The organism is Aeromicrobium sp. MLTX1 (assembly GCF_046452335.1).
Classification (GTDB): domain Bacteria; phylum Actinomycetota; class Actinomycetes; order Propionibacteriales; family Nocardioidaceae; genus Aeromicrobium.
On sequence record NZ_JBKFDN010000001.1, the window covers coordinates 899,925 to 924,844 of the forward strand.

24 protein-coding genes are annotated in these 24,920 nt (G+C 70.2%); 14 read left to right on the forward strand and 10 right to left on the reverse strand.

Annotated elements, in window-relative coordinates:
* The first annotated feature begins 15 nt into the window (after positions 1-15).
* Both ACK99Q_RS04125 and ppgK read left to right on the forward strand, forming a co-directional pair.
* Complete coding sequence (locus ACK99Q_RS04125; RefSeq protein WP_410184968.1) at positions 16-1,632, forward strand: hypothetical protein; 1,617 nt, start codon at positions 16-18, stop codon at positions 1,630-1,632.
* Between the two features lie 59 nt (positions 1,633-1,691).
* A complete protein-coding gene (gene ppgK, locus ACK99Q_RS04130; protein ID WP_410184969.1) occupies positions 1,692-2,441 on the forward strand; it encodes a polyphosphate--glucose phosphotransferase in 750 nt (249 codons plus the stop codon).
* A gap of 79 nt (positions 2,442-2,520) precedes the next feature.
* Here ppgK and ACK99Q_RS04135 read toward each other — a convergent pair whose 3' ends face one another.
* The gene (locus tag ACK99Q_RS04135) at positions 2,521-3,108 is read right to left on the reverse strand and encodes a TetR/AcrR family transcriptional regulator (RefSeq protein ID WP_410184970.1); all 588 of its coding nucleotides are present in this window, start codon (positions 3,106-3,108) and stop codon (positions 2,521-2,523) included.
* Between the two features lie 150 nt (positions 3,109-3,258).
* Here ACK99Q_RS04135 and ACK99Q_RS04140 point away from each other — a divergent pair, with 150 nt between their 5' ends.
* From ACK99Q_RS04140 to ACK99Q_RS04165, 6 genes are all read left to right on the forward strand, one after another.
* Positions 3,259-4,038: an ABC transporter ATP-binding protein gene (locus ACK99Q_RS04140; protein WP_410184971.1), complete on the forward strand. Its 780-nt coding sequence runs from the start codon at positions 3,259-3,261 to the stop codon at positions 4,036-4,038.
* 70 nt (positions 4,039-4,108) lie between these two features.
* A complete protein-coding gene (locus ACK99Q_RS04145) occupies positions 4,109-4,900 on the forward strand; it encodes an ABC transporter ATP-binding protein (protein WP_410184972.1) in 792 nt (263 codons plus the stop codon).
* Positions 4,897-6,741, forward strand: a complete 1,845-nt coding sequence (locus ACK99Q_RS04150; protein WP_410184973.1) for an AMP-dependent synthetase/ligase — start codon at positions 4,897-4,899, stop codon at positions 6,739-6,741. The genes ACK99Q_RS04145 and ACK99Q_RS04150 overlap by 4 nt, the downstream gene beginning before the upstream one ends.
* Positions 6,738-7,634 carry a branched-chain amino acid ABC transporter permease gene (locus tag ACK99Q_RS04155; protein WP_410184974.1) on the forward strand — a complete coding sequence of 299 codons (897 nt, stop codon included), beginning with the start codon at positions 6,738-6,740 and terminating at the stop codon, positions 7,632-7,634. Before ACK99Q_RS04150 ends, ACK99Q_RS04155 begins: the two co-directional genes overlap by 4 nt.
* Entirely contained in the window at positions 7,631-8,770 is a 1,140-nt protein-coding gene (locus ACK99Q_RS04160; protein ID WP_410184975.1) for a branched-chain amino acid ABC transporter permease, read from the forward strand. The genes ACK99Q_RS04155 and ACK99Q_RS04160 overlap by 4 nt, the downstream gene beginning before the upstream one ends.
* A gap of 60 nt (positions 8,771-8,830) precedes the next feature.
* Positions 8,831-10,126, forward strand: coding sequence for an ABC transporter substrate-binding protein (locus tag ACK99Q_RS04165; RefSeq protein WP_410184976.1), 1,296 nt, complete (start codon positions 8,831-8,833; stop codon positions 10,124-10,126).
* A 147-nt stretch (positions 10,127-10,273) separates the two neighbouring features.
* On the opposite strand, the gene ACK99Q_RS04170 is transcribed toward ACK99Q_RS04165, so the two are convergent.
* Positions 10,274-11,842, reverse strand: a complete 1,569-nt coding sequence (locus ACK99Q_RS04170) for an ABC-F family ATP-binding cassette domain-containing protein (protein ID WP_410184977.1) — start codon at positions 11,840-11,842, stop codon at positions 10,274-10,276.
* A 46-nt stretch (positions 11,843-11,888) separates the two neighbouring features.
* Between ACK99Q_RS04170 and ACK99Q_RS04175 the strand changes: the two genes are divergently transcribed.
* From ACK99Q_RS04175 to trxA, 6 genes are all read left to right on the forward strand, one after another.
* Entirely contained in the window at positions 11,889-13,364 is a 1,476-nt protein-coding gene (locus tag ACK99Q_RS04175; protein WP_410184978.1) for a CCA tRNA nucleotidyltransferase, read from the forward strand.
* A gap of 44 nt (positions 13,365-13,408) precedes the next feature.
* The gene (locus tag ACK99Q_RS04180; protein ID WP_410184979.1) at positions 13,409-15,463 is read left to right on the forward strand and encodes a DUF6049 family protein; all 2,055 of its coding nucleotides are present in this window, start codon (positions 13,409-13,411) and stop codon (positions 15,461-15,463) included.
* Positions 15,456-17,099 carry a murein biosynthesis integral membrane protein MurJ gene (gene murJ, locus ACK99Q_RS04185; RefSeq protein ID WP_410184980.1) on the forward strand — a complete coding sequence of 548 codons (1,644 nt, stop codon included), beginning with the start codon at positions 15,456-15,458 and terminating at the stop codon, positions 17,097-17,099. Before ACK99Q_RS04180 ends, murJ begins: the two co-directional genes overlap by 8 nt.
* A 48-nt stretch (positions 17,100-17,147) precedes the next feature.
* Positions 17,148-18,719, forward strand: a complete 1,572-nt coding sequence (locus ACK99Q_RS04190) for a protein kinase domain-containing protein (protein ID WP_410184981.1) — start codon at positions 17,148-17,150, stop codon at positions 18,717-18,719.
* Positions 18,720-18,795: 76 nt separating this feature from the next.
* Complete coding sequence (gene trxB / locus ACK99Q_RS04195) at positions 18,796-19,767, forward strand: thioredoxin-disulfide reductase (RefSeq protein ID WP_410184982.1); 972 nt, start codon at positions 18,796-18,798, stop codon at positions 19,765-19,767.
* A gap of 26 nt (positions 19,768-19,793) precedes the next feature.
* Positions 19,794-20,120 (forward strand): thioredoxin, encoded by a 327-nt coding sequence (gene trxA / locus ACK99Q_RS04200; RefSeq protein WP_179427359.1) that lies wholly within the window; start codon positions 19,794-19,796, stop codon positions 20,118-20,120.
* Positions 20,121-20,193: 73 nt separating this feature from the next.
* On the opposite strand, the gene ACK99Q_RS04205 is transcribed toward trxA, so the two are convergent.
* From ACK99Q_RS04205 to rpmH, 8 genes are read right to left on the reverse strand one after another with little or no spacing between them, the layout of a single operon-like run.
* The gene (locus ACK99Q_RS04205; RefSeq protein ID WP_410184983.1) at positions 20,194-21,093 is read right to left on the reverse strand and encodes a ParB/RepB/Spo0J family partition protein; all 900 of its coding nucleotides are present in this window, start codon (positions 21,091-21,093) and stop codon (positions 20,194-20,196) included.
* Positions 21,090-22,034: a ParA family protein gene (locus tag ACK99Q_RS04210; RefSeq protein WP_410184984.1), complete on the reverse strand. Its 945-nt coding sequence runs from the start codon at positions 22,032-22,034 to the stop codon at positions 21,090-21,092. Before ACK99Q_RS04210 ends, ACK99Q_RS04205 begins: the two co-directional genes overlap by 4 nt.
* Positions 22,035-22,083: 49 nt before the next feature.
* Positions 22,084-22,674, reverse strand: a complete 591-nt coding sequence (rsmG, locus tag ACK99Q_RS04215) for a 16S rRNA (guanine(527)-N(7))-methyltransferase RsmG (protein ID WP_410184985.1) — start codon at positions 22,672-22,674, stop codon at positions 22,084-22,086.
* A 17-nt stretch (positions 22,675-22,691) separates the two neighbouring features.
* On the reverse strand, positions 22,692-23,156 hold the full coding sequence (locus ACK99Q_RS04220; protein WP_410184986.1) for a protein jag: 465 nt from the start codon (positions 23,154-23,156) through the stop codon (positions 22,692-22,694).
* Positions 23,149-24,141 carry a membrane protein insertase YidC gene (yidC, locus tag ACK99Q_RS04225; RefSeq protein ID WP_410184987.1) on the reverse strand — a complete coding sequence of 331 codons (993 nt, stop codon included), beginning with the start codon at positions 24,139-24,141 and terminating at the stop codon, positions 23,149-23,151. Before yidC ends, ACK99Q_RS04220 begins: the two co-directional genes overlap by 8 nt.
* Entirely contained in the window at positions 24,126-24,371 is a 246-nt protein-coding gene (yidD, locus tag ACK99Q_RS04230; RefSeq protein WP_223302982.1) for a membrane protein insertion efficiency factor YidD, read from the reverse strand. The genes yidC and yidD overlap by 16 nt, the downstream gene beginning before the upstream one ends.
* Positions 24,368-24,718: a ribonuclease P protein component gene (rnpA, locus tag ACK99Q_RS04235; protein ID WP_410184988.1), complete on the reverse strand. Its 351-nt coding sequence runs from the start codon at positions 24,716-24,718 to the stop codon at positions 24,368-24,370. Before rnpA ends, yidD begins: the two co-directional genes overlap by 4 nt.
* Positions 24,719-24,724: 6 nt before the next feature.
* Positions 24,725-24,862 carry a 50S ribosomal protein L34 gene (rpmH, locus tag ACK99Q_RS04240; protein ID WP_078699619.1) on the reverse strand — a complete coding sequence of 46 codons (138 nt, stop codon included), beginning with the start codon at positions 24,860-24,862 and terminating at the stop codon, positions 24,725-24,727.
* Between the last annotated feature and the right edge of the window lie 58 nt (positions 24,863-24,920).

A 24,920-nucleotide genomic window follows, 5' to 3' on the forward strand; every position in this document is an offset into this window, starting at 1 on the left:
CGGGGGAGCCTCTCCATGTCCGCACGCCGCCATCAGCTCTTCCAACGGGCGGTCGCCGCCACCGGAGCCGTCACGCTGGGCATCGGCCTCATGTCCGCCACAGCCTCCGGCGCCAGCGCGAGCCCCGGCGAGGTCGACCTCCGCGAGGCCCCACGGACGGCGACCGTGGACCCGGGCGCGGCGAGCAAGGCCGCCCGGACGCCGGCCTCCTCGAGCACCGACTTCTCCCAGGGCGCCATCAACCGCTCCGCGCGGATCGCCGACCCGCTGCCCTCGCCGAACGACGGCACCGTGGTGCGCACCGACGTGGTTCAGGACCTCGCCGCGCAGCGGCTCAAGGCGACCGTGACGTTCCGCGGCACCCCCAGCGGCGATCCCGCGGTGCTGGTCTACTTCGGCGAGCTCAGCGGGTCGAGCTGCGTCCGTCGGGTCGGGATCGGTGGCGCGGCGAGAACGGCCGAGGCGAGCGGGCAGTTCCTCGAGGCCGGGAGCAGCTTCGCGGTCAGCCGCTCGCGCTCCGGCTCCGTCCTCACGCTGACCTCCCAGGCGCTCTCCACGTTCCGCACCGCCGAGTACGACTGTGCCTACGTCTACGTCACCGACGGCGCGAGCACCGTCACTCAGGCGTTCTACGCCGAGAGCCTCGTCACCCGCTGGACGCCGAGGCTCTCGATCGCCGGCGGCCACCCGGTCAAGGCCGCCCAGAAGGGCAAGTGGGTCCGGGTGCGGCTCGAGGTCAGCAACACCGGCCGTGCGCCAGCCGCGAACACCCGCGTCGTGGCGAGCGGTGCGGGCCTGAAGATCTCGCCGCGCAGCCGCAGCCTCGGCACGGTCGGCTCGCGCTCGACGAAGTACGGCGTCACCTTCAAGGTGCGCGTCGCGAAGGGCGCCAAGACCCGCAACCTGCGCTTCACCGCGACGGCGAGCGGCGCCAAAGCCACGAAGGCCTACAAGGTCGGCGTCGCGCCGAAGCCGCGCACGTACAAGAGCCTCAGCGGCCGGTACTTCTGGGGCTTCGCCACCACCTCGGTGTCCGACAGCCAGGGCTGGGACACCCAGACCGTGTGGTTCCTCAACAAGCGGTGGGCGTACGTGGGCGAGGCCCGCCACGGTGTGGTGCCGAAGTGCCGCAAGACCACGAGGACCTGCAAGAAGTACTCGTACAACGCCAGGAAGGGCATCGCGCGCATCGGCGGTCAGAAGGTCAAGGTGAACACCTACGGCTTCACCTACCGGGCCAACCGCAAGGACGAGCGACGCTTCTACGAGCCCGCGACCTTCCCGCGCAAGGGCGCCCGCATCGGCGCGAGCCTGACGAACCGCGACTGGAGCGGCAACTGCCTGCTGTCCTGCACGTCGACGACGACGAACCTCACGCTCGACCGCGCCGGCCGGTTCGTCCGCAGCAGCGTGTCTATCGGCTCGTGGCCGGGCCTGGGGTCGTCGTGGGCGTCGTTCCCGCCCGACCAGCGCGGCACCTACCGGATCATCAGCAAGGGACGCATCGAGCTGCGGTTCGCCAACCGCAAGATCGAGCGTCACCGCATCGGCCTGCTGCACGATGCGCTCAACCGTCCGTCGGCCACGACGGGGCTCGTCCTCGGCACCACGAACTACTACTTCGAGGACTGAGCGGACGCCGCGACCCCCGGAAGCCTCGACGAGCGACCTCGCGCCGCTAGGGTTCTGGCATGGCCATGGGGTTCGGGATCGACATCGGCGGCACGGGCACGAAGGGGGCACCGGTCGACCTCGACCAGGGCACCCTCGTGGGTGAGCGGTTCCGCATCCCCACACCGAAGCCCGCCACTCCGCGTGCGGTCGCCGAGGTCGCGGCGCAGATCGTCGAGCACTTCCCCGACGCGGCCGACGTGCCGCAGATCGGCGTCGCCATCCCGGCGGTCGTGCAGCGCGGCGTGGCCCGGTCGGCGGCCAACATCGACCCCTCGTGGATCGACACCGACGTCGACGCGCTCTTCACCGAGGTGCTCGGGCGCAACGTGCACGTGGTCAACGACGCCGACGCCGCGGGCGTCGCCGAGAACGACCACGGCGCGGCCGTCGACGAGCACGGCCTGGTCTGCGTGATCACCCTCGGCACGGGCATCGGCTCGGCCCTCATCAACGCCGGCACCTTGGTGCCCAACACCGAGTTCGGCCACCTCGAGGTCGCGGGACACCCGAACGCGGAGAAGTGGTGCGCGACGAGCGCCCGCGAGCGCGAGGACCTCACGTGGGAGGAGTGGGCCGAGCGCCTGCAGGTCTACTTCAGCCACCTCGAGAAGATCCTGTCGCCCGACCTGTTCGTCGTGGGCGGCGGCGTGAGCAAGAACAGCGAGAAGTTCCTGCCGCTGCTGAGCCTGCGCACCCCCATCGTCCACGCGACGCACCGCAACAACGCGGGCATCATCGGCGCGGCCGCCCTCGGCGCCCGGGGCTGACCGAACGAGGTTTCCTGTCACTTCACGTGGTTCGCGAACCTCGTGAAGTGACGGTTTCCCCGGTTAACCGGGGAAACCATCACACCGAGCCCAGCAGGGCGCGCACGGAGCGCTCCATGACCTGACGGCAGTGGTCGGCGGGGTAGCCGTGGTCGTCGAACAGCAGCGACCACGCGTTCCAGCTGACGGCGACCGTGAGGGAGTCCACCAGCTGCACGGGGTCGTCGACGAGGGCGAGCTCGGTGGCGAAGGTCCGCTCGACGTCGGCGCGCACCCGCGTGATGTGCCCCTGACGGCTCGCGCGCAGCGCCTCGTACTCGGGCTCGCCGAGCACGGCTGCCCGCGCGGCCGGCGCGATGTTCACGAGCCGGCGCTGCCGTTCCGTGCAGAACCGGTCGATCCGCTCCTCCAGTGAGGCGGCCGGATCGATCTCGGTCCGCAGCTCGTCATCGAGCCGGAACCAGTACGCCACGGTGCTGCCGAGCAGGTTCTCCATGTCGTGGAAGTTGGTCCACAGGGTGCGCCGCGACACGCCCGCGCGCTCGGAGATCTGCGCGGCCGTGGGCTTGAGGACGCCCTCGCGCAGCAGGTCGACGTGCGCCTGCACGATCAACGCGCGGGTGCGCTCGCTGCGCTGCATCCGCCCGTCGGTCTGCCGATATTCCATTGCTCCCACCGCTCCATGGTCGCGGAGGGATCTCCGACGACGACTTTCGACACACCGAGTGTAGATAGGTAGTGACTTGACTCACAACGTATGTGAGGATGTCGTCACCTTCATTTGAGGGGCTGCCGAACGAATCGAGGGAGTGAAGGTTTGCTGACGGTCAAGAACCTGGAGGTCGTCTACAACGACGTCATCCTGGTCCTGCGCGGCGTGAGTCTGACGGTGCCGCAGGGTCAGATCGTGGCCCTGCTGGGTGCCAACGGTGCCGGCAAGACGACATTGCTGCGCGCGCTCTCGGGCCTGCTGGACATCCACGACGGCGAGATCACCAAGGGCGAGATCACCCTGCGCGACGTGCCCATCCAGAACGCCGACGCACCCAAGATCGTCGCCGCCGGCCTCGGCCAGGTGCTCGAGGGTCGCCGCGTGTTCGGCGAGTTCACGGTGGAGGAGAACCTGCGCGTCGGCGGCCACACCCGTCGCGGCAGCCTCGCCGAGGGCATCGAGGAGGTCTACGAGCTCTTCCCCGTGCTGAAGGAGCGCCGCAAGAAGACCGCGGGCTACCTCTCCGGCGGCGAGCAGCAGATGCTCGCCATGGGCCGCGCGCTCGTGGCCCAGCCCGAGATCCTGCTGCTCGACGAGCCGAGCCTGGGCCTGGCGCCCCGCATCGTGTCGCAGATCAAGGACATCGTCGTCCAGATCAACGAGCGCGGCACCACCGTCCTGCTGGTGGAGCAGAACGCCACGATGGCGCTATCGATCGCCCAGCACGGCTACGTGATGGAGCACGGGAAGATCGTGATGGACAAGCCCGCCGCCGAACTGCTCGACGACGAGGACATCCGCGACTTCTACCTCGGCCGCGGCGACATGGCCACGAGCTACCGCGACGTCAAGCACTACAAGCGCAGGAAGCGCTGGCTGTCGTGACCCCTGCGTCCCCCCACGTCCCCCTTCCCACACCGTCCCGTCCCGGAGGGTTCCCTTGTCACAACCTGTCGTGAGTGTCCGCGGCGTCGAATTGTCGTTCAGCGGGGTCAAGGCCCTGCAGGGCGTCGACTTCGACGTCTTCGACAACGAGCTGTTCGCCGTGATCGGCCCGAACGGCGCCGGAAAGACCTCGATCTTCAACGTCCTGTCGGGCGTCTACCGTCCCCAGCAGGGCTCGGTCGAGTTCGCCGGCGCCGACATCCGCGGCATGCGGCCGCACCGCATCGCGAATCTCGGCATGGCCCGCACGTTCCAGAACATCGAGCTCTTCGAGAACCTCGACGTCGTCGACAACCTCATGCTCGGCCGCCACGCCCACCTGGGCTACGGCTGGCCCGCCGCGGTGGCGTGGCTCGGCAAGGCAAAGCACGCCGAGGTCGCCAACCGCCGCCGGGTGGAGGAGATCATCGACTTCCTCGAGATCGAGGGCTACCGCCAGCTGCCCGTGGGGATGCTGCCCTACGGCATCCAGAAGCGGATCGAGCTCGGCCGCGCCCTGGCGATGGAGCCGAAGCTGCTGCTGCTCGACGAGCCCGTCGCCGGCATGAACGGCGAGGAGACCGAGGACATGGCCCGGTTCATCCTCGACATCCGCAACGAGCTGCACATCCCGATGATCCTCGTCGAGCACGACATGGGTCTGGTCATGGACCTGGCCGACCGCGTCATGGCGATGGACTTCGGCAAGCCGGTCGCCACGGGCACCCCGCACGAGGTGCAGTCCCATCCCGACGTCATCCGCGCCTACCTCGGGCCCGTCGACGACGCCACGCTGGCCGAGGTGCAGGGGGAACTGGCATGACCACGCTGCCGCAGCGCATCCGCACGCGCGCCCAGGAGACACCCGACCGCATCGCGATGCGCGAGAAGAACTACGGCCTGTGGGACGAGATCACGTGGGCCGACTACTGGGAGCGCTCCTCCCTGGTCGGTCACGCGCTGCTCGCCCTCGGCGTCGAGGTCGGCGACCGCGTCGCCGTCCACAGCGAGAACCGCTGCGAGTGGCTGTTCTCCGACATCGGCATCACGGCCGTCCGCGCCGGCACGGTCGGGCTCTACCCCACCAACCCCGCGCCCGAGGTGCTGCACGTCCTGCGCGACTCCGGCTCGTGCGTCCTCATCGCCGAGGACCAGGAGCAGGTCGACAAGTACCTCGAGATCGCCGACGAGCTGCCGGACCTGCGCACGGTCGTCTACATCGACCCGCGCGGCATCCACGACCGCTACACCGACGAGCGGCTCATGTCGTGGGACGCGTTCCTCGCCCTCGGCGAGCAGCACCGCACCGAGCACCCCGACGCCGTCACCGAGCGGCTCGAGGCCGCCCGGCCCGACGACCTCGCCACGCTCGTCTACACGTCGGGCACCACGGGCCCACCCAAGGGCGCGATGCTCTCGATGGACAACGTCGAGTTCGTCATCGAGACGCTGCAGAGCGGCGGCGCGTTCGTCGACCCGCCGGCCAGCGACCGCGACCTCGTCGTGTCCTACCTGCCGCTGTGCCACGTGGCCGAGCGCGTGTTCACCACGTGGTTCAACGCCGCCGTCGGCTCGCAGGTGAACTTCGCCGAGTCGATCGAGACCGTGCAGCAGGCGCTGCGCGAGGTGCAGCCCACGCTGCTGTTCGGCGTGCCGCGCATCTGGGAGAAGATCGCGGCCGGCGTGCACATCCGCATGAGCGGCGCGTCCTGGTTCAAGCGCAAGAACTTCGAGTTCTGGATGAAGCGCGCCGAGTGGATCGGCCGCACCCTCGTGGAGAACCAGGGCAACCACACCGCGTCCACCAAGGCGGTCTACGCGCTCGGCTGGCTGTGCCTCTACCGCCCGCTGCGCGAGCGGCTCGGCCTGGCCAAGGTCCGCTATGCGGCCTCGGGCGCGGCGCCGATCGCGCCGGAGGTGCTCGAGTTCTTCATGGGCATCGGCATCCCGATGCACGAGGTCTACGGCATGACCGAGAACTCCGCGATCGCCACGGCCAACATGGCCGGACGCGTCAAGGTCGGCACGGTCGGCGAGCCCCAGGTGGGCGCGGAGGTGCGGATCGACGACGAGACCGGAGAGATCCTCACCCGTCACCGCGGCACGTTCGTCGGCTACTGGAACAACCCCGAGGCCACGGCGCGCACGATCGACGCCGACGGCTGGCTGCACACGGGCGACGTCGGCGAGTGGGTCGACGGCTCGCACATCAAGATCACGGACCGGATCAAGGACATCATCATCACCGCGGGCGGCAAGAACATCAGCCCCAGCGAGATCGAGAACAGCCTGAAGTCCTCCCCGTACATCAAGGAGGCCATCGTCATCGGCGACCGCCGCAAGTACCTGACGGCCCTCATCGGCATCGAGCTCGACACCGTGGGCAACTGGGCCCAGGAGCGCAAGCTCGGCTTCACCACCTACCGCGACCTGTCGCAGAAGCCCGAGGTCATCGCACTCGTGCAGTCCATCGTCGACGAGACCAACCGCAAGTTCGCCAGCGTCGAGACGATCAAGCGCTTCGCGATGCTCCCGAAGGAGCTCGATCACGAGGAGGGCGAGCTGACCGCCACCCAGAAGATCAAGCGCTCGGCCATCAACGAGCGGTTCGCCGAGGCGATCGAAGGCCTCTACTCCGACTCGAGCCAGGAGGTGAAGGCATGACCACGTTTCTGCAGTCCCTGTTGAACGGGCTGGCGCAGGGCTCGATCTACGCGCTGTTGGCCCTGGGCTACGTGATGATCTACAAGGCCACCCACGTCATCAGCTTCGCCCAGCCGGCGCTCATGGTGTGCGGCGGACTCTTCGCCTACCACGCGACGAGCGAGTGGGGCCTGGGCTTCTGGCCCGCCCTCGTCGTCGCCATCATCCTCGGCGCGCTGCTGGGCATGCTGGTCGAGCGACTCGCGCTGCGCCCCATGGTGGGCAAGCCGGTGTTCACGCTGGCGATCATCACGATCGGCGTCGACATCGTGCTGCGCATCTTCGCCAACCGGTACATGGGCCCCGACCCGCGGTCGGTGCCGTACCCCGGCGGCAGCGAGCGCTACGAGTTCTGGGGCCTGTCGATCTCGCACCAGCGCCTCGGCCTGATCGCCGTCACCACCGTCACCGTCATCGCGCTGGCGCTGTTCTTCCGGTACGCCAAGACCGGCCTGGCGATGCGCGCCACCGCGCTCAGCCAGGAGACGGCGCTCGCGCAGGGCATCCGGGTCGGCGCGATCTTCGCCCTCGCCTGGGCCATCGCGGGCGGCCTCGCCGCCATCGCCGGCACGTTCGTCGCCGCGACCGGCGCCGGCCTGGAGCAGAACACCTGGATCATCGCGCTCAAGGCACTGCCGGCCATCATCATCGGCGGCCTCGACAGCATCCCCGGCGCCGTCATCGGCGGTCTCGCCGTGGGCGTGGTCGAGTCGGTCACCGCCGTCTACCAGCCCGACGTCGCGCCCTGGCTCGGCAACAACTTCGCCCTCGTGGCGCCCTACGCCCTCATGTTCGTGGTGCTGCTGGTCAGACCGTACGGACTCTTCGGCACGAAGGAGGTGGAGCGGGTATGAGCACGATGCTGCGCTCGACGCCCTCGAAGCACGCCCGCAAGGCCACCGGACTCCGGGGCCGCCCCCTGCTGCGGACCAGCTACGACCAGGACCTCACCCTGGCGAACACCCCGGCCAAGCGCCGCAGTGTCGTCGCCCTGGTGATCGCCTCGTTCGTGGTGCCGTTCCTGCTCACCGACGACCTGCTGCAGGTCCTGACCCTCGGCATGATCTCGGCCGTCGGCGCGATCGGCCTCAACCTCGTCACCGGTTACGCCGGCCAAGTCTCGCTGGGTCACGCCTTCTTCATCGGCGTCGGCGCCTACACCGGCGCGGTGCTGGGCGGCGACCCCGACGGGGCGCTGCTCGGCTACGGCCTGCCGATGTGGATCTGGCTGCCGGCCGCCGGCATCGTCGCGGCGATCGCCGGCCTGCTGGTCGGTCCGCTCGCGGTGCGCCTGCGCGGCCTCTACCTCGCGATCGTCACCCTCGGACTGGTGTTCCTGGGCGACCACATCTTCCGCGAGGCCCGGAACATCACCGGTGGTCCCGGCGTGGGCCGCCGTGGCGCCGAGCTCGAGCTGTTCGGCATCGACTTCGCGTCCATGGAGCCCATCTCCGGCCTCTCGCGCGGACAGGCGCAGTTCTTCCTCGGCCTGGTCTTCCTCATCGTCTTCGCGATCCTGGGCCGCAACATCGCCCGCTCGGGCGTGGGCCGCGCGTTCGGCGCCGTCCGCGACCGCGACGTGGCCGCCGCCGTCATCGGCGTCGACCTGACGAAGTACAAGGTCATGGCGTTCGCGATGTCGTCGTTCTTCGCCGGCGTCACCGGTGCCCTCTACTACGCCGTGATCGGCGTGTTCGAGCCCGGCGCGTTCAGCCTGCTGCTGTCGATCCAGTACCTCGCCATGGTGCTGATCGGCGGCGTGGCCACCATCAGCGGATCGATCATGGGCGCGCTGTTCATCGCGCTGCTGCCGCGGATCAGCCAGTTCATCGCGCACTACATCCCCGGCGAGCTGCTGACCGTGTTCCAGCTCGAGGCGATCCTCTACGGCCTGCTGATCATGGGCTTCCTGATCTTCGAGCCGCGCGGACTCTTCGGGATCTGGACCCGGATCCGCAACTACTGGAAGGGCTGGCCCTTCTCCTACTAGACCCCGGCCGCGAGGCCGTGGCGGTGCGCCCGCACCGTCGAACCACCCAGGAGGAAAACAATGAAGCAACACCGCAAGTTGGCCCGCGTGGTCGCCGGTGCGGCGGTGGCGGCCCTCGTGCTGACGGGCTGCCGCGGCGGCGGGGACGATGACAGTGCGTCGGGTCCCGGCATCACCGAGGAGGCGTGTCCCGACGCCGTGAACGAGGACAACGGCTGCATCTACCTGGGCGCGATCTCCGACCTCACCAAGGGCCCGTTCGCTCCGCTCGCCGTGCCGATCACCGAGGCGCAGAAGGCGTTCTGGGACAAGGTCAACCAGGACGGCGGCATCGGCGGCTTCGACGTCAACATCGACAAGTACGTCGCGGACGCCGAGTACAACCCCGAGATCCACAACAAGAAGTACCAGGAGATGCGCAACGACATCCTGGCGCTCGGCCAGACCCTGGGCTCCTCCCAGACCCTGGCGATCCTCGAGGACATGAAGGCCGACAACGTCATCGGCGTCCCGGCCTCGTGGAACTCGGCGTGGGACTTCGAGGACCAGATCCTCCAGTCCGGTGCGAACTACTGCTTCGAGGCCATGAACGGCGTCGACTGGGCCGTGGCCAACCGCGGCGTCAAGGGCAAGGTCCTGGCGATCCACTACCCGAACGACTACGGCGGAGACGCGGCCGCGGGCGTCGAGGCGGCCGCCAAGGCCAACAACCTCGACTTCAAGGCCATCGAGACCGCCACCGGCCAGGACAACCAGGCCGGTGCCGTCGCGGCGGTCCTGAAGGAGAAGCCGTCGATGCTCTACATCACCACGGGTCCGGCCGAGATGGCCACGATCCTCGGTGGCGCGGCCGCTCAGGGCTGGAAGGGCACCGTCGTGGGCTCGAGCCCCACGTGGAACCCGGCGCTGCTGCAGACCGAGGCCGCTCCGGCGCTCGAGGCGATGTACTTCCAGGCGGGCCCGTGGGGTCCGTGGGGCACCGAGTCGGACGGTCACGCGGCCATGCGTGACGCGCTCGCCGACGTCGACTCGCCCAGCGACGGCTACACGGCCGGCTGGGTGTGGGAGTACCCGCTGCTCGCGGCGCTGAAGTCGGCGGCCGACATGGACGGCGGCATCACCCGCGAGAACGTCGTCAAGGCGGCCACCGAGCTCGACAGCGTCGACTACGAGGGCATGCTCCCCGACGAGGCGTTCAACCAGACCGGCGAGCCGAACGACGTCGCCTGGCGTCAGAGCGTGATCTCGAAGGTCGACAAGGAGGCGCCCACCGGCGTCTCGATCGAGCAGGAGATGCAGGCCGGCCCGACGGCCGAGGGCTACGACTACACCGAGCCCTGCTTCGCCCTGGGCTGATCCAGCACCACGTGAAGGGGGCCGACCCGGCTGGGTCGGCCCCCTTTCGCGTGCCTCGAAGTTTCCCCGGTTAACCGGGTTTCCTGTCACAGAGCGGGGAAAACTTCCCCCGCATGGTGACGGATTCCCCTGTTAGCCGGGGAAACTTCACTCGACCTCGAGCCGGCGGTCGAGGGCCAGGTCGTCGAGGAACGGCTCGTCGTGGCTGACCACGAGCAGCGCACCCCGATAGGCCTCGAGCACCTCGGTGAGGTGGGCCACGCTCGCGAGGTCGAGGTTGTTGGTCGGCTCGTCGAGCACCAGCAGCTGGGGCGCGGGCGTGGCCAGCAGCAGGCTCGCCAGCGTGGCTCGCCAGCGCTCGCCGCCCGAGAGCGTCCCGGTCACCTGGTCGACCGCGTTCCCCCGGAACAGGAACCGGGCCAACTGCGCGCGCACGGCGTGCGGCTCGGCGTCCGGAGCGGCCCGACGCACGTTCTCCAGGACCGTCAGCCCGGGCTCGAGCAGGTCGACGCCCTGCGGCAGGTAGCGCCACGGCACGTACACGGTGACCTGACCGGCCCGCGGCTCCTGAAGCCCGAGCATCGCGCGCAGCAGCGACGACTTCCCGGCGCCGTTGCGCCCCACGAGCGCGATCCGCTCGGGCCCGCGCAGGTCGAGGTCCATCGGCTGGGCGGTGCCGAACGCCGGCACCAGCCCTTCGGCCCGCAGCACCTCGCGACGCGGCGGCACCTCGGTGTCCGGCAGGTCCACGCGGATCCGCCGGTCGTCGCGCACGCGGTCCTCCGCGGCGGCCAGGGCGGAGCGCGAGCTGTCCAGACGGTCCTCGTGCATCCCGCGGAGGCGCCCGGCGCTGACCTCGGCCTTCCGCTGGTAGGCGCCGGCCACGATCTTCGGCAGGCTGCCGGCGTTGGCCCGGCCCTGCCGGTCGCGTCGCGCCTGGCGGGTCTGCTGGTCGACGAGGTCCTGGCGCTGCCGGCGCACGTCGGCCTTCGCGGCCGACACGGCGCGCAGGGCGGCCTCCTGCTCGGCCTCGATCGCCGAGGCGTAGTCGCTGAAGGCGCCGCCGAACCAGCGCACCGCGCCCGCGCGCACCTCGCCGATGTGGTCCATCCGCTCGAGCAGCCGCCGGTCGTGGCTGACCACGACGAGCACGCCGGTGAACGCGTCGACGATGTCCTCGAGCCGCTCGCGCGCCGGGCCGTCGAGGTCGTTCGTCGGCTCGTCGAGCAGCAGGATCTCGGGGTCGGCGAGCATCAGTCCGGCCAGCCGCAGCAGGGTGGCCTCGCCTCCCGACACCGAGCTCACGGGTCGCGAGGGCTCGATCCCCGCCAGGCCCACCCGGTCGAGCCAGCGCTCGATGCGGTCGGGCAGGTCCCAGCCGTCGCCGACGAGGTCGTAGTCGGCGGGGTCGACCGAGCCACCCTCGATGCGCGCCAGAGCGGCGAGCGCCGGGGCCACCCCAAGGACGTCGGCGACGGTGGCACCGGCGGCCGCCCGCGCCTGCGGCAGGTACGCGAGGCGTCCGTGGACGTCGACCGTGCCCGACGTGGGCGCGAGCTCGCCGGCCATCAGCCGCAGCAGCGTGGACTTGCCGCTGCCGTTGTCGCCGACGATTCCGTGACGACCGGGCGCGAGACCGAACGTGAGGTCGTGGAGGATCGTGCGCCCCGCGGGCAGCACGAACGAGGCATGGGAAAGAGAGAGGAAGGATGACATGAGATCTCCGGGGTCGCGGGTGGGCGGGGCGGGATCTCAGTTCTCCATGTCCGCCAGCATACGTGACGTCGCGGCGCGACCGATAGACTCGACCCTTGTGGCTGATCTGACCGCGCACGAGAAGACGCGCCTCGACGAGCTGCGGGCGAACCACCCCGTGCTCACCGAGCTGGGCGCCCGTTTCGTCGACGCCGGCCACGAGATCGCCCTCGTCGGCGGACCCGTCCGCGACGCCCTGCTGGGCCGCGCCGTCACCGACCTGGACTTCACCACCTCGGCCTCGCCCGACCAGATCGAGTCGATCGTCGAGGGCTGGGCCGACACCACGTGGGACGTGGGCCGCGCCTTCGGCACGATCGGTGTGCGCAAGGGCGCCGACATGCTCGAGATCACCACGTACCGCGCCGACGAGTACGACCCCGAGTCCCGCAAGCCGGTCGTCGCGTTCGGCACGAACCTGTCCGACGACCTCGCCCGGCGCGACTTCACCGTCAACGCGATGGCCGTGCGGCTGCCGGACCTCGCGTTCGTCGACGTCCACGGCGGGCTCGACGACCTCGCCGACCGCACGCTGCGCACCCCGATCGGGCCCGACGTCTCGTTCGGCGACGACCCGCTGCGCATGATGCGGGCGGCGCGCTTCGTGGGCCAGCTCGGCTTCCTCTGCGCGCCCGACGTCCTCGAGGCGATGGTCGCGATGGCCGACCGCATCGAGATCGTCTCGGCCGAGCGCGTCCGCGACGAGCTCAACAAGCTGCTGCTGTCCGACCACCCCGTGCAGGGTCTGCGCGTGCTCGTCGACACCGGGCTGGCCGAGCGCGTGCTGCCCGAGCTGCCGGCGCTGCGCCTCGAGCGCGACGAGCACCACCGCCACAAGGACGTCTACGAGCACTCGCTCACCGTGCTCGAGCAGGCGATCGAGCTGGAGCACCGGCTCGACGAGCGCCCCGACCTCACGATCCGGCTGGCGGCGCTGCTCCACGACATCGGCAAGCCGAGGACGCGCCGCTTCACCGGCGACGGCCAGGTGACGTTCCACCACCACGACGTCGTGGGCGCGAAGCTCACCCGCAAGCGGATGCGCGCCCTGCGGTACCCGAACGACGTCACCGACGACGTCTCCACGCTCGTCGAGCTGCACCTGCGGTTCCACGGCTACGGGTCGGGCGAGTGGACCGACTCGGCCGTGCGCCGCTACGTGCGCGACGCCGGCCCCCTGCTCGAGCGGCTGCACATCCTCACCCGCGCCGACAGCACCACGCGCAACCAGCGCAAGGCGCTGCGGCTCCAGCGCACCTACGACGACCTCGAGACCCGCATCGCGCAGCTCGAGGCGCAGGAGGAGCTCCAGTCCATCCGGCCCGACCTCGACGGCAACCGGATCATGGAGGTGCTGGACATCGGTCCCGGCCGCGAGGTGGGCGAGGCGTACCGCTTCCTGCTCGACCTGCGCATGGACCGCGGCCCCCTGCCCGAGGACCAGGCGATCGAGGCGTTGCGCGCGTGGTGGGCCGCGCGCTGAGTCGCAGCCGCGGGAGCCGTCGTCCGTCCCACTACGATGACGTGGTGACGTTCCGCGCCTGGCTCACCGCCTTCGTGGTCGCGGTGTCACTGCTGGTGGGTGCCCCGAGCCCCACGGCCACCGCCTCCGACGGCTCGCTGGGGGTGCGGATCGACGGCCTGACCCCCACGCGGCTGTCCGCGAAGGCCACCATCACGATGACCGGCATCGTCCGCAACACCGGCTCCACGCCGTGGACCTCGGTGCAGGCCTACCTCGTCATCCCGCGCAGCCCGTTCGAGTCGCGCGCCCAGATCGAGGCGGCGATCGAGGACGGGCAGTCCTACACGGGCGAGCGCGTGGTGGACGCCGGCTCGTTCGCCGAGCTCGGCGACATCGCCCCGGGGTCCTTCCGCCGCTTCCGCATCGAGGTGCCGGTGTCGCAGCTCGGTCTCTCGGGCGCGGGCGGCGTCTACCCCGTGGGCGTGCAGGTGCTGGCCACCGACGAGGAGGGCCAGCGCTCGAACGACGCGGTGGCGCGTGCGACCACGTTCCTGCCCTGGGTGCCCAACCCCGCCACGGCGATCCCCGCCGGTCTCGTCTGGCCGTTCACCCCCACGTGGACGCCCGAGGACGCCGAACCCGAGGAGATCCTCGCCTCGGTGCAGGACGGACAGCTGCGCCACTACCTCGACGCCGCCGCCGCGACCCCGCGCGAGGGTCGCACCGTGGTGCTCGACCCGTCCCTGCTCGACGCGCTGGCTCCGCTCACCGACGCGGAGAGCCCACCGAAGGACGTCGAGCTCTCCACGGTCCAGGCCGCCGCGGTGGTGGACTGGCTGGCCGACCTGCGCGAGCTCGCGCTCGGCTCCACCACGTGGATCGTCTCGTACGCCCGGCCCGACGAGCTGGCGCTGAACCGCTACCCCGAGAACGCCGAGACGCTGTGGGACGTCGTCGACGACGCCACGGCCGACGCCCTGGCCGACCACGCGCTCACGGGACCGCGCGCCTCGTGGCCCACGATCGCCGGCACCACCCTGCCCGTGCTCGAGGACATCCGCAGCCGTGGTGAGGGTCCCACCCTCGTCTCGCGCCAGAGCGTGCCCGGCTGGGAGCCGCGGCTGGGCTCGGTCGTGAGCCTCGAGACGCGCAACGGCCCGCTGCCGCTGCTGGTGAACGGAGCCCTTCCCGACGTCCCCGGCAGCGAGACCGCCGTGACGCTGCGCCAGCGGATCCTCACCGATGCCGCACTGGGGGCCATCGAGCGCGAGAGCGACCCGAAGTCGCGCGCCGACGCGATGACGATCGTCGATCCCAGCTGGGATCCCGGCACCACGGGTGGCCAGGTCGTGGCCCGCGCGGTCACCACGCGCGGCTCGGGCGGCCTGACCCGACCGGCCACCGCCACCGAGCTGGTGCGCTCCGCGCCCGTCAGCTACAGCGGCGCCGTGCTGGAGGAGGTCGACACGACGTCGCTCGGGGCGTCCACCCTCGACCGCGTCGCCAACCTCTCGAAGGTCGCCGACCTCCACGACGCGATCGTGGTGGACCCCAGTCGGCCCGACCACGACCGCGAGATCGCCTCGCTGCTGTCGGTGCGCTGGCGCACCGACCAGGCCGCCCTCGACGCGAAGATCGCCGCCGAGACCGAGGCGCTCGAGTCCGAGCTCAAGGGCATCTCGATCGACAGTCCCTCGACCATCACCCTGTCGAGCAGCCGCGGCGGGTTCCCGCTGACGCTCTCCAACGAGACCGACAGCACCGTGCGCGTGGGACTCGAGCTCGTCGCCGACAACCCGGGGCTCAACGTTGACGACATCGAGCCCGTCGAGATCGACGCCGGCGAGCGGCACACGTTCACGGTGCAGGTCGACCTCGGCGACCAGACCTCCAGCACCGTGAGCGCCCGCCTGGCCACCGAAGCCGGCGTGACCTTCGGCGAGCCCGCCGTCTTCAACATCCGCACGAGCAACGTCGGCCTGATCGTGTGGGTCACGATGGCCGCCGCCGGACTGCTCGTGATCTTCACCTGGGCCCGCCGGTTTCTCGGCCGACGGCGTCGCCGCGGTGCCGAGGCCGCCGCCCCCGCGACCGACGCCGAGGACCTCGATGACTGACCCGAACCTCGCCCGCGCCAGCGCCTGGATGGCGCTCGGGACGATCGTCTCGCGCATCACGGGCCTGCTCCGCTCGCTCGTGCTGCTGGCCGTGGTCGGCTCCGCGCTGAACGGCTCGCTGTTCAACGTCGCGAACTCGATCCCGAACTCGCTCTACATCCTGGTCGCGGGCGGCATCTTCAACGTCGTCCTCGTGCCGCAGCTGGTGCGCGCGATGAAGAACGATCCCGACGGCGGCGACGCGTACGCCAACCGGATCATCACCCTGGGCCTGCTCGTCCTGGGCATCGCCACGGTCGTGCTCATGCTCGCGGTGCCGGTGCTGCTGCGGCTGCTGTTCGGTCCCGACCTGTTCACCGACGACTTCACGCGCCAGCGCGAGTCCGCGCAGCTGCTGATGCTGCTGTGCATGCCGCAGGTCTTCTTCTACGGCGCGTTCGTGCTGGTGGGCCAGATCCTGAACTCGCGCCAGCGGTTCGGCCCGATGATGTGGGCGCCGATCGTCAACAACCTCGTGGCCCTCGGCGTGCTGGGCGCCTACGCCGTGGTGTTCGGGGTCGCCACCCCGGGCGCCGCCGACGGCTTCAGCACCGGCGAGGCCTGGCTGCTGGGCCTGGGCTCCACGCTCGGCATCGCCGTGCAGGCGCTCGTGCTGGTGCCGTACCTGCGTCAGGTGGGCTTCCGCTTCCGCCCGCGCTTCGACTTCCGCGGCGTCGGCCTCGGGCACACCCTGCGCCTCGGCGCCTGGACGCTCGCGTTCATCGTGGTCAACCAGATCTCCTACTTCGTCATCGTGCGGCTGGCGTCCAGTGCCGACATCGAGGGCAAGAAGGAGGGCGTCCCGAGCGCGGGCCAGGTGGTCTACGACGTCGGCTTCCTCATCAGCCAGGTGCCGCACGGGGTCATCACGGTCTCGCTGGCCACGGCGATCATCCCCACGCTGGCGGCCCGCGCGGCCGAGCACGACTACACCCGGATGCGCCTCGAGCTGAGCCGCACGCTGCGTCTGGCCCTCATGCTGATCGCGCCGATCGCGGTGGCCGTGGCATGCCTGGGCTCGCCGGTGGCCTCGGTGCTCGCGGGCTTCGGCGCCGCGCGCGGCAACACCGACGCGATCGGCACGACGATCTCGGCCTTCGCGCTCGCGCTCGTGATGTTCAGCCTCCACTACGTCGTGCTGCGCGGCTTCTACGCCCTCGAGGACACCCGCACCCCGTTCTTCATCCAGACGGCGATCGCTGCGGCCAACATCGTGCTGGCGGTCGCGGTCACCACCGGCGCCCCGCCCATCGAGGTCTCCACGCGCCTCGCCCTGGCGTACGGCTTGGCCTACACGATCGGCCTCGCCATCTCGGCCACCGTCCTGTCGCGCCGGATCGGCACGCTCGCCGACCCCGAGACCGTCCGTTTCGTCGTGCGGCTCGTCCTGGTGTGCGCGTTCGCCGCCCTCGTGATGCTGCTGGGGCGCTGGGCCTGGGAGCGGTTCCTCGTCACCGGGGATCCCTCTCCGGCCTGGGCCCTCGGGGAGCTCGTGCTCGTCGGGGCGGCCGGCGCCGCGGCCACCGTCCTGGCCGCGCGCCTGCTGCGCGTCGAGGAGCTGCGCTATGTCGTCTCCAGCGTCCTGCGTCGAGGCTGACGCACGTACGATGGTCGGAGGTGCGCCCGCACCGGCCGAGGAGGACTGATGAGCGACCGGAGACCCCACGTCTCCGGTGACGTGCTCGCCTCGCGGTACGAGCTGGCCGATCTGGTCAGCGAGAGCCTCGGCGCCTCCAACTGGCGCGCGGTCGACCGGGTGCTGCACCGCAACGTGCGGGTCGAGCTGCTGCCCGCCGACGACCCCCGCGGCCCCAACTTCCTCGAGGCCGCCCGCCGCTCCACCAGCGTCACCGACCACCGCTTCCTGCGGGTGCTCGACCTGCTCCAGGACGAGGACGGTGTGCACGTCGTGGTCCGCGAGTGGGCCAAGGCGACGCCGCTGAGCCGGCTGCTGGCCCAGTCGCCGCTGCCCAACCGTCGCGCCGCGGCGATCGTGGCGGAGGTCGCCGAGTCGCTCGCCCACGCCCATGACCGCGGCCTGGTGCACCGACGCCTCACACCGCACCAGATCCTGCTGAAGGAGTCGGGAGCGGTGCGCATCGTGGGTCTGGGTGTGGCCACCGCGCTCGCCCCGGCCGACCACCAGGACTCCGACGACGACCTCGCCTCCTACCGGGCGGCCGACGTGGTCGCGCTGGGCAAGGTGCTCTACGCCTGCCTCGTGAGCCGTTGGCCGGGGGGCCACGTCGACGGCCTGCGCGCCGCTCCCACCGAGCACGGCCACCTGTTGCGGCCCCGCCAGGTGCGCGCCGGTGTCCTGCGCGAGGTCGACGAGATCTGCGACCGGATCCTCGAGCCCTCACGGCACCCCTACGACGCGCTGACATCGGCCGAGGAGATCGCGCGGGCGCTCTACGAGGCCGGCGAGGGTGACGACGACCTGTTCGACGAGCCGCTCGGCTACGACGTGACGTCGCCCGACCTGCTGCGGCTCGACCCCGTGATCGAGCCCTCGGGTCCCCCGCCGGGGCTCGAGCCGCCGCGTCGCCGCCCCAAGGCGTACGAGCCGAAGCCGCCCACGCGACGCGAGCGGTTCACCGCGCGCATGCAGATGATGACGCACGGCGACCGGGCGCTCGTGCTGCTCGGTCTCATCACCGCGATCGTGCTGTCGGGCGTGCTGGCGTTCCTCGTCGGGCGCGAGGCCGGACAGGTGGGCGACCCGTATGCCCAGTCCGCACCCGAGACGCCCGTGCGGGTGCTGCCGCTGGCACGCGTCGTCGACTTCGACCCGCAGGGCGAGGACCGTCGCGAGAACCCGGAGCTCACCCAGGCGATCCTCGACGAGGACCCCGAGACGGGCTGGCGCACCGCCACGTACTACGGCCGGGCCGACCTGGGCGGCCTGAAGGACGGCGTCGGGCTGATCCTCGACCTCGGCACCGTACGGCAGGTGGAGCAGGTTCGGCTGCGCCTCGCGGGCACGCCCACCGACCTGTCGATCCTGACCGCCCCGTCGTCGATCTCCGAGCTGCCGCGCAACCTCGACGACCTGCGCGAGGTCGCCACCCTCAACAGTGCGGCCGAGGACCTCTCGGTCGCCCTGCCCCGCGACGTGCGCACGCGTTATGTCGTCGTGTGGCTGCGCGGACTGCCCCAGATCGCCGACGGCGAGTACCGCGGCGAGATCCGGCGAGCCATCGTCCGCGGCCGGTGAGCCGACCGCGACTGCGGGGAACATTCACCGCCTAGAATCCGTTGAAGCACGTGAACCCGATCGAAAGCGCTCCTTCATGACCGACGTCCGCAGTCTCATCATCATCGGCTCCGGCCCCTCCGGGTACACCGCTGCCATCTACGCCGCACGTGCCAACCTCAAGCCGCTCGTCTTCGAGGGCTCCGTGACCGCCGGTGGTGCGCTGATGAACACCACCGACGTGGAGAACTTCCCCGGCTTCCCCGACGGCATCATGGGCCCGGCGCTCATGGACAACCTCCGCGCCCAGGCCGAGCGCTTCGGCGCCGACCTCGTGGCCGACGACGTCACCTCGGTCGACCTCACGGGCGACGTCAAGACCGTGAAGCTGGCCGACGGCTCCACCTTCCAGGCGCACGCGGTGATCCTGGCGATGGGCTCGGGCTACCGCAAGCTCGGGATCCAGGGTGAGGACGCGCTCTCCGGCCACGGCGTCAGCTGGTGCGCCACGTGCGACGGCTTCTTCTTCCGCGGCAAGGACATCGCCGTGGTCGGCGGTGGCGACTCCGCCGTCGAGGAGGCCCTGTTCCTCACCCGCTTCGCCGACAAGGTCACCCTCGTGCACCGCCGCGACGAGCTGCGCGCCAGCAAGATCATGGCCGACCGTGCCTACGCGAACGACAAGCTCGAGTTCGCGTGGAACAGCGAGGTCGCCGAGATCCACGGCGACGGCATCCTCGAGGGTGTCACGCTGCGGGACACGACGAACGGCGAGTCGCGCCGCCTCGACATCAGCGGCCTGTTCATCGCGATCGGCCACGACCCGCGCTCGGAGCTGCTCGTCGGCCAGGTCGACCTCGACGACGAGGGCTACGTGCTGACGCAGGGCGGCTCCACCGCCACCAACCTGCGCGGCGTCTTCGCGGCCGGCGACCTCGTCGACCACACGTACCGCCAGGCGATCACCGCCGCCGGCACCGGCTGCCAGGCCGCCCTGGACGCCGAGCGCTTCCTGGCCGACATCGAGCACGCCGGGCACCCCGAACCCGCGGTCGCCCTGACCGACTGACCACCACACCACCCTGAGGAGAATCCATGGCTGACATCGCCGCCGTCACCGACGCCGACTTCGAGTCCACCGTCCTGAAGGCCGAGGGCCCCGTGCTCGTCGACTTCTGGGCGTCCTGGTGCGGCCCGTGCCGCCAGCTCGCTCCCATTCTCGAGGAGATCGCGAACGAGAAGGAGGGCGCGCTGACCGTCGTCAAGATGGACGCCGACGCCAACCCCGTCACGCCGGCGCAGTACCGGGTCACCGGCCTGCCGACGATCAACCTGTACTACCAGGGGGAGCTCGTCCGCTCCATCGTGGGCGTTCGTCCGAAGTCCGCGATCCTCACCGAGATCTCGGAGTTCGTCGCATGACCTAGTCTCATCAACAAAGCCACTTGTCGATTTGTCGACAAGTGGCTTTGTTGTTTTGGTGACTAGTTGATGGTTACTCCGGCTTGGGAGCCGGGTCCATGAGGTCGACGATGCGCTCGAGGTCGCCGATCGTCGCGAACTCGACGACGATCTTGCCCTTGGACTTGCCGAAGTCGACCTTCACGCGAGTGTCGAAGCGCTCGGAGAGCCGGTGCGCCAGCTCGCCCACGCGGGGCGAGGTGGGACGGGTGTTGAGCTTGCGGGCCGCGGGCGTAGCCTCCTCGTCACCGAAGCGCACGATCTCCTCCAGCTGGCGCACCGAGATGCCCTCGGCGACCACGCGGGAGGCGAGGCGGTCCTGGAGCTCGGGGTTCGGCACCGCCAGGAGCGCGCGGGCGTGTCCTGCGGACAGCACCCCGGCCGCCACCCGGCGCTGGACCGCCGGAGGGAGCTTCAGGAGCCGGATCGTGTTGGTGATCTGCGGCCGCGAACGCCCGATGCGCTCGGAGAGCTCCTCCTGCGTGCAGCCGAAGTCCTCCAGCAGTTGCTGGTAGGCGGCCGCCTCCTCCAAGGGGTTCAGCTCGGACCGGTGGAGGTTCTCCAGCAGCGCGTCACGCAGCAGGTCCTCGTCGGTGGTCTCGCGGACGACGGCCGTGATGGCGTCGAGTCCGGCCTTCTGGTGGGCGCGCCAGCGCCGCTCCCCCATGATCAGCTCGTAGGCCTCGGACCCGGTCTGCCGCACCACGATGGGCTGGAGCAGTCCGATCTCCTTGATGGAGTGGACGAGCTCGGCCATGGCCTCCTCGTCGAAGACCGAGCGCGGCTGGCGCGGGTTCGGCGAGATCTGGCCCACCGGGATGTCGCGCAGGCGCGCTCCCGTGACCTCCGCGAGACCCGTCTCCTTCGCCTGCGCCGGCGAGGTGGGAATCAGGGCGGACAGTCCGCGGCCGAGGCCGGGGCGGGGGTTGCTCATGACGATGCTCCTTGGTCGGCCGGCGCCGCGCCGCGCTGGGTGATCTCGCGAGCGGCCTCCAGGTAGGAGAGCGCGCCCGTCGAGTTGGGATCGTAGGTGATGATCGTCTGCTGGTAGCCCGGCGCCTCGCTGATGCGCACCGAGCGCGGGATCGCCGTGAAGAGCACGCGATCGCCGAAATGCCCTCGAACCTCAGCGGCAACGCTGGACGAGAGGTTCGTGCGTGCGTCGTGCATCGTCAGCAGGATCGTCGACACGTCGAGGTCGGAGTTCAGGTGCTGCTGCACGAGCTCGATGTTGCCGAGCAGCTGGCTCAGGCCCTCGAGCGCGTAGTACTCGCACTGGATCGGGATCAGCACCTCGCGGGCGGCGACCATCGCGTTGACGGTCAGCAGACCGAGCGACGGGGGACAGTCGATGAAGACGTAGTCGACATCGCGCCCGGGTCCGGTGAGGTACCCGTCGATGGCCTTGCGGAGGCGACGCTCACGCTGCTCGAGCATCACCAGCTCGATCTCGGCGCCGGCCAGGTCGATCGTGGCCGGCACGACGCGCAGTCCCGGCACATCGGGACTCGTCTGGACGGCCTGGTCGATCGGCAGCTCGTCCAGGAGTACCTCATAGGTTCCCGGCGTGCCCGACGCGTGCGGGATCGCGGCCGCGGTCGACGCGTTGCCCTGGGGATCGAGGTCGATGAGCAGCACCGAGAGGCCACGGGCTGCCATCGCCGCGGCGAGGTTCACCGACGTGGTCGTCTTGCCCACGCCACCCTTCTGGTTGGCGACGACGAACACCCGCGTCTGGCGCGGTCGCTCGTAGCGGCCGGTCGAGGCCAGTCTCTCCATGAGTTGGACGTGATAGCCGGCCTGGTCGGCGAGGGGGGTGGACGCTGACGTCCCCAGCGGCTCCTCGGCGAAGTCAGCGGCGGTCGGAATCGTCACTACGGCTCCTGTCATGTTTCACGTGGAACATCGGGTGTTCCACGGCGTGTCATCGGCGCTGGACTTCGACGAGCGTGGTCGGGACCTCGAGGTCCCACCGGTGCCCGTACGTCGCCACCACGATATCGCCGGCCTTGAGCCGAGCGAGGGTGGCGCGCGCAGCCTCCACCTCTTCTGCTGCACTCCGCCCCTTGAGGGCGAGCAGCAATCCTCCCGGGCGCACCAGCGGCATGCACCAGCGGGCCAGCTTGTCGAGCGCCGCCACGGCACGGGCGGTCACGACGTCGAAGGTCTGGTCGACGTCCTCAGCACGGGAGCGCAGCACGGTGACCTGGTCCTCGAGACCGAGATCGGCGACGACCTCCTCGAGCCACGTGGTGCGGCGGAGGAGCGGCTCGATCAGGGTGACGTGCAGATCCGGGCGCGCGATCGCCCACACCATGCCGGGGAGTCCGGCACCCGCACCGACGTCCGCCACGGTCGCACCGTGGGGAACGCGCGCGACGGGGGCGGCGCAGTTGAAGAGGTGCCGCTCCCACAGCCGGTCGACCTCGCGAGGCCCGATCAGGCCTCGCTCGACCCCGGACGTCGCCAGCAGCTCGGCGTAGCGCTCGGCGAGCGGAAGCCGCTCGCCGAACACCGTTTCACGTGAAACGGTCACTCGGCCGGAAGCACGACGACGTGGCGACCCGCGCCCGCGCCGTCGGACTCGCTGCGCAGGCCGGCGTCGGCGACCGCGTCGTGGATGACCTTGCGCTCAAAGGGGGACATGGCGTCGAGGGCGACGGACTCGCCGTCGGCCTGGACCCGCTCGATGGCCTCCGCGGCGATCTTGACCAGCTCGGCCTTGCGAGCGGCACGGTGACCATCGACGTCGAGCATGAGACGGCTGCGTACACCGGTCTCGCGGTACACGGCCAGGCGCGTCAGCTCCTGCAGGGCGTCGAGGACCTCACCGTCGCGACCGACGAGGTGGCTCAGGTTGCCACCGATGATCTCGACGGCGGCACGGTCGCCGTCTACGTCGATGTCGATGTCGCCGTCCAGGTCGGCGATGTCGAGCAGCTCCTCCAGGAAGTCGGCGGCGATGTCGCCCTCGCGCTCCAGATCGGTCTCACTCATCGGAATCCTCCTTGCGGGGCTGGGACTGCTTGGGCGGCGTGCCGCCCTTGCGACGCTGGTCGCGGGACTGCTTCTTGGGCTGCTGGCGCTTGGCCTTCTGCTCCTCGGCCGCCTGCTTCGCCTCGGCGATCGGATCGGCCTGGACGATCTTGCCCTTGGCCGCGTCGCGCTTCTGCTTGGCGGCGAAGGCGGGAGTGCCGGGGGCGGGGTTGTTGCGGATGACCCAGAACTGCTGGCCCATCGTCCACAGGTTCGAGGTGGTCCAGTACACCAGCACGCCGAGGGGGAACGCCACACCCGAGACCGCGAAGACGACGGGGAGCACGTAGAGCAGGATCTTCTGCTGCTGGGCGAACGGGCCGTTGAGCGCCTCCGGCGGCATGTTCTTGGCCATCAGCTGCTTCTGCGTGAAGAACTGGGTGGCGCACATCGCCACGACCATGACCATCGCGATGATCTTGGTCTCGAGGTGCTCGCTGGAGATGAACGTGTCGGCGATCTTGCCGCCGAGCCACTGGGCGTTGGCGATGGACTCGGCCTGCTCGCCGGAGAGGAAGCCCTTCGCACCCTCGGCGCCGTTACGAGCGGCCTGGTCGATCACGCGGAACAGGGCGAAGAAGATCGGCATCTGCAGCAGCAGCGGCATGCAGGAGGAGAACGGGTTCGTGCCCGTCTCCTGGAACAGCTTCATCTGCTCCTGGGCGAAGCGCTCGCGGTCGTGACCGTACTTCTTGCGCAGCTCCTGCAGCTGCGGCTGGATCAACTGCATGTTGCGACTGGAGTTGATCTGCTTGACGAACAGCGGGATCAGCATCGCGCGGATCGTGATGGTCAGGCCCACGATCGACAGGACCCAGGTCCAGCCGCCGTCGGGATCCATGCCGATCTGCTCGAACAGCCAGTGCCACGCCAGGATGATTCCCGAGACGAAGTAGTACAGCGGCGTCATGATGGCGCTGCCGATGGTGCCTAGGAAGTCGAACATGCTTCTCCTCGATCACGGCCCGGAACGGGGTCGAACCCGCCCGCGGCCCAGGGGTGACAGCGGCCCAGTCGACGGATCGCGAGCCAGCAGCCCTTGAGGGCGCCGTGCGTCTCGACCGCCTCGAGGGCGTATGCCGAACAGCTGGGGTGGTACCGGCACACCTGCCCGTACATCGGGCTGATGACCAGTCGGTAGGCGCGCAGCAGGCTCGCCACGATCCAGCGCATCATGGCCGGATCCGTGACGACGCCGTGCGCAGCGCCTGGTCGAGTTGGGGTCCGAGGTCTGCCGCGCGTCGGTGGGCCGAGCCTGGAAGGGCACGGATCACGACGCGTGATCCCATGGGGACCGCGTCGATGCGCTCGCGCATGAGGTGACGGAGCCGGCGCTTCACGCGATTGCGATCGTGCGCCGGGCCGACCTTCTTCGACACGACGAAACCGACGGACGTGACGTCCGTCGGTTCGACAGGTCCACCCACGTGGACGACGAGGTCGGGCTGGACGCCCTTGCCACCACGGCGGATCGCCTGGCGGAACACCTCACCGTCGCGCATGCGGTGCACGCGCGGCAGCACGCGGAATCAGGCCGACAGCTTGTCGCGGCCCTTGCGGCGGCGCGCGGCCAGGATCGAGCGGCCGGCACGCGTGCGCATGCGGAGGCGGAAGCCGTGCTTCTTGGCGCGGCGACGGTTGTTCGGCTGGTAGGTGCGCTTGCTCACAGGAGGTCCTTCGGTACGGATACGTGGCCGGTTGGAGTGGCCACCGCTCGCCCATGAC

Bases quoted from the DNA above. Each gene is read 5' to 3' on its own strand.
- ACK99Q_RS04125 (WP_410184968.1), top strand. From the start codon at position 16: ATGTCCGCACGCCGCCATCAGCTCTTCCAACGGGCGGTCGCCGCCACC.
- ppgK (WP_410184969.1), top strand. From the start codon at position 1,692: ATGGCCATGGGGTTCGGGATCGACATCGGCGGCACGGGCACGAAGGGG.
- ACK99Q_RS04135 (WP_410184970.1), bottom strand. From the start codon at position 3,108: ATGGAATATCGGCAGACCGACGGGCGGATGCAGCGCAGCGAGCGCACC.
- ACK99Q_RS04150 (WP_410184973.1), top strand. From the start codon at position 4,897: ATGACCACGCTGCCGCAGCGCATCCGCACGCGCGCCCAGGAGACACCC.
- ACK99Q_RS04155 (WP_410184974.1), top strand. From the start codon at position 6,738: ATGACCACGTTTCTGCAGTCCCTGTTGAACGGGCTGGCGCAGGGCTCG.
- ACK99Q_RS04160 (WP_410184975.1), top strand. From the start codon at position 7,631: ATGAGCACGATGCTGCGCTCGACGCCCTCGAAGCACGCCCGCAAGGCC.
- ACK99Q_RS04165 (WP_410184976.1), top strand. From the start codon at position 8,831: ATGAAGCAACACCGCAAGTTGGCCCGCGTGGTCGCCGGTGCGGCGGTG.
- ACK99Q_RS04170 (WP_410184977.1), bottom strand. From the start codon at position 11,842: ATGTCATCCTTCCTCTCTCTTTCCCATGCCTCGTTCGTGCTGCCCGCG.
- ACK99Q_RS04175 (WP_410184978.1), top strand. From the start codon at position 11,889: ATGTCCGCCAGCATACGTGACGTCGCGGCGCGACCGATAGACTCGACC.
- murJ (WP_410184980.1), top strand. From the start codon at position 15,456: ATGACTGACCCGAACCTCGCCCGCGCCAGCGCCTGGATGGCGCTCGGG.
- ACK99Q_RS04190 (WP_410184981.1), top strand. From the start codon at position 17,148: ATGAGCGACCGGAGACCCCACGTCTCCGGTGACGTGCTCGCCTCGCGG.
- trxB (WP_410184982.1), top strand. From the start codon at position 18,796: ATGACCGACGTCCGCAGTCTCATCATCATCGGCTCCGGCCCCTCCGGG.
- trxA (WP_179427359.1), top strand. From the start codon at position 19,794: ATGGCTGACATCGCCGCCGTCACCGACGCCGACTTCGAGTCCACCGTC.
- ACK99Q_RS04205 (WP_410184983.1), bottom strand. From the start codon at position 21,093: ATGAGCAACCCCCGCCCCGGCCTCGGCCGCGGACTGTCCGCCCTGATT.
- ACK99Q_RS04220 (WP_410184986.1), bottom strand. From the start codon at position 23,156: ATGAGTGAGACCGATCTGGAGCGCGAGGGCGACATCGCCGCCGACTTC.
- yidC (WP_410184987.1), bottom strand. From the start codon at position 24,141: ATGTTCGACTTCCTAGGCACCATCGGCAGCGCCATCATGACGCCGCTG.
- yidD (WP_223302982.1), bottom strand. From the start codon at position 24,371: ATGATGCGCTGGATCGTGGCGAGCCTGCTGCGCGCCTACCGACTGGTC.